This window comes from Prosthecobacter sp. (genome assembly GCF_044373815.1).
Classification (GTDB): domain Bacteria; phylum Verrucomicrobiota; class Verrucomicrobiia; order Verrucomicrobiales; family Verrucomicrobiaceae; genus Prosthecobacter.
The window spans coordinates 1-5,286 of sequence record NZ_JBIPNG010000461.1; the positions used below are offsets into that span (position 1 = coordinate 1).

Here is a 5,286-nt window from a genome sequence, read left to right on the forward strand (position 1 = left end):
GACCCTGCCAGGAAACTCGAAAGCGAACAATTTGCGGCTGCGTACCACCTGCTTGCCCTATGTGCTGCGGCTGAATCTCCGCCAAAAGAACTCTCCTCAACTGGATTGAAGAGGCTTCAAGAAGCTGCTACGAAAGTCGGCAAAAAGCCAAAAAAGCCACTGTGGTATTACGTTGGCATTGTTGGTGGAATCATTGGTGCAATGATTGTCATATGCCTGACAACCTGGCATCCTAGGGAAACTACACCGGAGCCTTATGTGGAGTATGCGATGCGAAGGCAAACTGGAACGTTTCTTGGCTTTCTGGGAGTGAGTACCGCATCCACGCAGTTCGAGATGAATGCAGCATTGCGTGGGAACTCTTTCAACTATTTGGAAAATGATGTTTCGCTAAATGATTGGGAGAACAACTGGTCATCATCAACCAACCGGCCTGTTTTCAAAGTGCTTCTTCTGGCAAAAGGCGATTGGGAACATCTTGCAGCGAAATTTAGGACGACTCAACTTGGTGAAGTTCGAGTCACTGGGCATTGGAAAGGGAATCAATACAGGAAAACCATTTTGATAAACTCGGTGGGAGAATGGGAAGAGGCCATCCAAAGTGCAAGAAGGTACATCGAGACCTGCCTAAAAGAAGGAAAGAACTAGTATGGGTCCTTCTGGTATCCGACCGTTATGTGCAAGTGACATTGGCGGTGCTGTGAGATATAAAATGGGGGATCACAACAGATGGCGCCCCCCCCATTGTCTTCGGTAGCTAAAAGAAAAGCCCCTCTCGCGAGAGAAGCTTTTCCGTCCCGCCTGCGGCAGCTTGATCCTTTGGGAATCAAGTGCAGCTAGGCGGAGAGCCCGACGTGGTTGTCGAGCAGGCCGTGGAGGGCTTCCGTACGGCGGGGGAGTTCGGTGAGGTTGCCCTTCAGCGTTTCGGTGAACGCATTGAAGAGGCTCCAGACATTCCGGGACTGGAACTCCTCATGACGTGGCATACGCCATTCATGCAGCACCAGAGGGAGGTGGCGATTTGGGCAGACTCCGACATCCAGGGCACGAACTACGAGATCGTGGGCCGTGCGGTCGTCGAGATCGGTGAGTTTGTAGTTAGCGATGCGACTGTCCTGATGGTGCCAGCGCTCCATCAGCCTGCCCACGGCGCTCTGGACGAGGCCGGGCAGATCGCGCAGGATGAATCGGGTGTGCTTGCGGGCGAGTTTGACCTCCCCGTAAAACGCGAGATTGTCGCAGCAAAACACGGATGATCCTGCCACAATGCCTGCGGGGAATGTCTTGTCGTGGCTGTTGCGCAGGCCGAGCACCCAGCAGTAATCCTTGTCGTTCTCACGACGTTGGATTTCCATGAGGCCGAAGTACCGCATGCCGTCGTGTGTGAGGCTGTGGGCCTGAGTTCCGACGCTCAGGCCGTTGCTGCGGAGGGTGAATTCCACCTGCTTCACCAGTTCGATGTGCGGGATGGGACTCCAGCTTTCCGTGGGATGAGGAGTGGGGACGGCGATGATTTCCTTCCGTTCAGCGGCACGAGCGCCGCAGTGGAGGATGAGGTTGGGATGGGGACGTTGAATGAACGTTGGGGCTTCGAGTTCGAGATGAGCAATCATGGGAATGGTTCGTTTAGGTGTTGGGTTTGAGTTTGAATGAGCGTCACAGGTTTTGGGTGAGGCGCTCGATGCGTTCGATGACGGGCACGGCGAGTTTCTTGGCATCCAGCCCGCCGCTGGTGAACCAGCAGCGGTCACCATGCACCTCCGTCCACTGCACCTTCACGGTGCCGAGGCTGGTGATGATGGTGGCCTGCCGTGGCCGCTCTTCCTTGTCGAAGACAAGGCTGGAGATGCGTGGTGACATGGTCTGAGAACAAGGCGGGCCGGGGCATCTGGTGGATGCGCCCGGCCCGTGCCTTGTGATTGTGGGTTGATGCTAGATGCGGACTCCCTGCAAGCTGCGCAGGGTTTGACGCACGGTTTGGATCTCCTTCTCGCTGGCCTTCTGCTCGCGCATGGACTGGCGGATATGATCTCCGAGCCTGGTCAGACCGTTGATGGTTTCACGGAATCCGGTCTTGATCGCCTCGATCTGCACGAGGGCGGCTTCCAGTGAGGATTTGGCTTCCTCTTTGCTGGTTGTTGTCTGAGCAGTTGGCGTGCTGGAGCCGTTGGCTCCTGCGGTTCTGGTTTGTCCTAGGGTGGGCGTGTTGGTTTGCATGGGTGGTGGTGTGTGTTGTTCCGCTTGTGGCGGAGGATTGTTACTTGGTGTGGGGGCCGCCGTTGCCGGCGGCGGGGAGGCGGCGGCACTGGGACCGCCATTCATGCGCAGGGGCATGATAATCATCTGCCGTCCGGCCAGGCTGAACCTGAGGGGCGACATGGAGTCGATGATTTCGATGCGTGTGAGACCAAAGCGCAGCGCCTTGAGCAGCGTGCGGCGGTCAAGGAAGATCGTAGCATCAGGGCCGGTGACACCGGCTTCCTGGATGTCGATCTTGGTCCATGACAACTCCGGCCGGGATCTGCCCAGCAGGCGGAATGCATTGCCGGCCACTTCAAGGCCGATGGTGTGATGCTTATCCTCCCCGAGTGGCAGTCGCTGCACTGCCACCATCACCTCTTCCACGGCCTCCGGGTTGATGGAGATCGTGGTTTGGTATGAAGCAGGGTTGGGCAGCACCGTTTTCCATTGGGGGAATTGGCTGTCGATGCTCCGTGACAAAAAGCACCAGTGGTCGCTGGCGATTTCGAAGCAAGGCGGTCCATCGTCTTTGGCAGGCATGGTTCGGAGCCTCCACTCGCCATCCTGCTGAAAGCCTTTCCAGCCGAGGAACTTGTGTTCCGTGATGAGAATGGATTCCTTCAGCGGGAGCGAAAAGCTGTTCGAGCTGAACAGGTGATGACCATCCGTGCCAACAACGTAGTGAGCGCTGTCGTCACGGACATCAATGAACGCTCCGTTAAGAACGAGGCGGGCTGGGTCTGCACTGGCGCATTCAAGAGCCTCATGGATGGAGGAGCGCAGTGCCTCATGAATGGTTATGCCGGTGCCAAGAACCTCTGGCTGAAGAGGAAACTCTTCGGGCGGGGCGGATTCGCAGTGATGTTCGGCGCTCTGGCCGCCTACTGGGAAGCGAATGGAGATGGTGTTTTTGCTGACGGGGACGAGCTCGATGAGATCGGCACCGCCGCAGCTTTTGGCGATGTTGTTCAAATCGCCGAATGGAACCAGCAGAGCGGCCGGTTCGGCCTGGCCCCGATGATTCATTGAGTAGGTGGCGAAGCGGTCCAGATCTGTGACCGTGAGGTCGATGAGTCCAGAGCTGTAGCGGCGCACGCGAACTTGGCCGAGAATGGCAAGACTGATGCGTTTGGGAATGACCTTACCGAGACCCGCGAGAGCGGTCCTCAGTTCGGCTACAGGAAGTAAGATGTTTTGCATGGGTATGGATGTGTGTTGGGTTGAAGTGGATATGAGAAAGCCGTGGACACTTCTGTTGGCGAAGCGGCCACGGCCCGGAGGAGGGTTGAGGTTGGTTATTTGCTGAATCGTCGGAAGGCGACGAATGCGGCGACGATAAGAACTGCCAGCAGGAGCCAGTGGTAGCTGACGACCACGAGGCAGAACCCGGTGATCGCCAGCAGCACGATGGTTTGCAGACATTGCGTCCAGGTGGGCATGGTGAGGAGTGATGGGTTGCGAGCGTTGCCGCTCAGGGTTTGTCCTGCTTTGACAGGGCACCTAGCACCTGCACCACAGCGAAGCAGACGAGGCAGATGCCAATGGTCTTCAAGCCATCGCCAATGGGCGTGTAGTCAGGTGGGGCCTCGGCACAGCCGGAGATGAACAGGAAGGGTATGAGAAGGCGGTTCATGGGCATGTGCTTACCTCCTTGGGTGGAGGTTGTGATGCTCCGCTGCTGATGACCGTCTTGCCGCTCTGAGGCGGCATCAGGATGATGACCTCATGGTGGATGGTCTGCTGTGGTGGTGACGTACCATCCAAAGAGGGCTTCTTGTGGCAGGCTACCAGCGTGGCAAAAATCACGCTGGTCAGCATCGGGTGAAACAGGGAATGAGTTGAGAAGTGCTTCATGGGTAAGGGTATATGGGTTAAAACGCCGACAGCCCACGCACCCGGTGAAGGGCAGGTGGGCTGTCGGGCGTAGGGTTGAGTGGTGGGGGTTAAGCGGCAGCTTTGAACTTGAGCTGCCCAGTGGTGCAGTCAGTGCGCTGGATGTCATCGCGCCGTCCCAGATACACAGGCTGATAAACACAGCCGCTCTCCGGGAATGCGTAGAGGTAGCGCACCTCCACGATGTCTCCTTGGGAGGGGACAGCGTGGTTTGGCGGGATGGTTACATTCCCGGCTGGGACCGGTTGTGCATCACGCAGCAGTGCAAGACTCACGCTGCGCTGTTCATTGATCTGGCTCACCAGGAAGGAGGCCGTCTCGTAGAATTTGAGCTTGAGCGAAGGGCCGCCACTGGCTGGGCGACCAGGGGTGTATAAGGCATCCAGACGCTTGAACACGACGCCTTCGGCTTTGCTGGACTTGAGCTTTTCCAGCATCGCCTTCTTCGTCTCCGTGAGGATGGTTGTGGCGGCGGTGCAGATGCAGTCGCCCCCTGCCGGAACGATGTTGTTCAACGCCACTAAGCGCACTCGGTAGGGTTGGGATCGGAGATCGGTTCCATCGAGTTCGAGCAGGTCGAAGGCGATGAATTTCTCCCCGACACACTCGCCATCGAGAATGAGCTGGCTGTTGAGCGCTTCAACGGTTTTGGAGACGGACTGCGGTAATGAGACGATCAAACCTGAGCGGTTGATGCCGTCGGTGCCTTGGTCGTTGCAGCGGATGAGCAAGCGCCGGCCGTCGAACTTTTCCTGCATGACCCACTGGGGATCACACACGAGCGAAACGGCCTCTTCCTGCTCAATGGGATTGAGCAACTGAGGCAGGATGTCGGTGGCCTGCTGCGCTTTGTCTGTGTGCTGGTAAGGCGTTCCAGATTCACCAGGGGTGTAGCCCTTGGCGGTCTTTTCGCGCACCAGCTTGTCGAAGATGCTCTTCGCCTTGGGGTAGTCCACAGGGGACTGAGTTTTGGTGCCGGTGGTGAGCGCGGAACCGCGTCGCCCGTAGGCGAAGTGAACGACGAAGCCGCCGTCCTTGGGTTGAATGCCTGCCTGATAGATTTTGTCAGACGAGCCTTCACGGAAGTAGAGCGTGATGTGCTCCATGGGTGGGTTCTCTTTTCGGTTGGTTGTTGTGGGTTGAAACAAAAAG

At 57.3% G+C, this 5,286-nt stretch carries 8 protein-coding genes; 1 reads left to right on the plus strand and 7 read right to left on the minus strand.

Going from position 1 to position 5,286, the window contains the following annotated elements:
• Nucleotides 1–648: hypothetical protein (locus ACIREA_RS26010; RefSeq protein ID WP_397385238.1), on the plus strand; the 648-nt coding region annotated here is incomplete at its 5' end.
• A 188-nt stretch (nt 649–836) separates the two neighbouring features.
• On the opposite strand, the gene ACIREA_RS26015 is transcribed toward ACIREA_RS26010, so the two are convergent.
• The 7 genes from ACIREA_RS26015 to ACIREA_RS26045 all read right to left on the minus strand — a co-directional run bounded on the left by ACIREA_RS26015 (nt 837) and on the right by ACIREA_RS26045 (nt 5,240).
• Nucleotides 837–1,613, minus strand: coding sequence for a DUF932 domain-containing protein (locus tag ACIREA_RS26015; protein ID WP_397385239.1), 777 nt, complete (start codon nt 1,611–1,613; stop codon nt 837–839).
• Between the two features lie 43 nt (nt 1,614–1,656).
• On the minus strand, nt 1,657–1,860 hold the full coding sequence (locus tag ACIREA_RS26020; protein ID WP_397385240.1) for a hypothetical protein: 204 nt from the start codon (nt 1,858–1,860) through the stop codon (nt 1,657–1,659).
• Nucleotides 1,861–1,932: 72 nt separating this feature from the next.
• Nucleotides 1,933–3,441 carry a hypothetical protein gene (locus tag ACIREA_RS26025; RefSeq protein WP_397385241.1) on the minus strand — a complete coding sequence of 503 codons (1,509 nt, stop codon included), beginning with the start codon at nt 3,439–3,441 and terminating at the stop codon, nt 1,933–1,935.
• Between the two features lie 95 nt (nt 3,442–3,536).
• The gene (locus ACIREA_RS26030) at nt 3,537–3,680 is read right to left on the minus strand and encodes a hypothetical protein (RefSeq protein ID WP_397385242.1); all 144 of its coding nucleotides are present in this window, start codon (nt 3,678–3,680) and stop codon (nt 3,537–3,539) included.
• 32 nt (nt 3,681–3,712) lie between these two features.
• Nucleotides 3,713–3,874 carry a hypothetical protein gene (locus tag ACIREA_RS26035; protein WP_397385243.1) on the minus strand — a complete coding sequence of 54 codons (162 nt, stop codon included), beginning with the start codon at nt 3,872–3,874 and terminating at the stop codon, nt 3,713–3,715.
• Nucleotides 3,871–4,095 (minus strand): hypothetical protein, encoded by a 225-nt coding sequence (locus ACIREA_RS26040; protein ID WP_397385244.1) that lies wholly within the window; start codon nt 4,093–4,095, stop codon nt 3,871–3,873. The genes ACIREA_RS26035 and ACIREA_RS26040 overlap by 4 nt, the downstream gene beginning before the upstream one ends.
• A gap of 89 nt (nt 4,096–4,184) precedes the next feature.
• Complete coding sequence (locus ACIREA_RS26045; protein ID WP_397385245.1) at nt 4,185–5,240, minus strand: WGR domain-containing protein; 1,056 nt, start codon at nt 5,238–5,240, stop codon at nt 4,185–4,187.
• Nucleotides 5,241–5,286 lie beyond the last annotated feature (46 nt).

Excerpts from the sequence above, each read along its gene's own strand:
- ACIREA_RS26015 (WP_397385239.1), bottom strand. The coding sequence starts at position 1,613 with ATGATTGCTCATCTCGAACTCGAAGCCCCAACGTTCATTCAACGTCCC.
- ACIREA_RS26020 (WP_397385240.1), bottom strand. The coding sequence starts at position 1,860 with ATGTCACCACGCATCTCCAGCCTTGTCTTCGACAAGGAAGAGCGGCCA.
- ACIREA_RS26025 (WP_397385241.1), bottom strand. The coding sequence starts at position 3,441 with ATGCAAAACATCTTACTTCCTGTAGCCGAACTGAGGACCGCTCTCGCG.
- ACIREA_RS26030 (WP_397385242.1), bottom strand. The coding sequence starts at position 3,680 with ATGCCCACCTGGACGCAATGTCTGCAAACCATCGTGCTGCTGGCGATC.
- ACIREA_RS26045 (WP_397385245.1), bottom strand. The coding sequence starts at position 5,240 with ATGGAGCACATCACGCTCTACTTCCGTGAAGGCTCGTCTGACAAAATC.
- ACIREA_RS26040 (WP_397385244.1), bottom strand. The coding sequence starts at position 4,095 with ATGAAGCACTTCTCAACTCATTCCCTGTTTCACCCGATGCTGACCAGC.
- ACIREA_RS26035 (WP_397385243.1), bottom strand. The coding sequence starts at position 3,874 with ATGAACCGCCTTCTCATACCCTTCCTGTTCATCTCCGGCTGTGCCGAG.